The organism is Streptomyces sp. 4F14, from assembly GCF_048159485.1.
Classification (GTDB): domain Bacteria; phylum Actinomycetota; class Actinomycetes; order Streptomycetales; family Streptomycetaceae; genus Streptomyces.
In genome coordinates this window covers 1-316 of record NZ_JBLRVY010000408.1, presented here as the reverse complement: position 1 = coordinate 316, position 316 = coordinate 1, and the positions used below count along the sequence as shown (strand labels likewise).

At 66.8% G+C, this 316-nt stretch carries 1 pseudogene; it reads left to right on the top strand.

Annotated features, from left to right (window positions below):
* A pseudogene (locus tag ACLZOT_RS51335) lies at window positions 1-316 on the top strand (HTTM domain-containing protein); the annotation flags it as partial.

The following is a 316-nucleotide window of genomic DNA, read 5'->3' as shown; positions in this document are numbered from 1 at the left end:
CGGCCGAGGGCAGCCAGCCGCGGATCCTGCTGGACGTGGTCACCGACATCGTGCACAACGGCGCGCTCTTCGTGATCATGGCCGAGGCGTGTCTGATCTACGCGACCGCCGGCTGGTACAAGATCCAGGGTTCGCGCTGGCAGGACGGCACGGCCGTCTACTACCCGCTGCACCTGGACTACTTCTCGCCCTGGCCCGCGCTCTCCGACGCCCTCGCCGGCAACGGCACCATGGTCATGCTCATCACCTACGGCACGGTCGCCGTACAGGTCGCCTTCCCGTTCACCCTGTTCAACCGGCGGGTCAAGAACGTGCT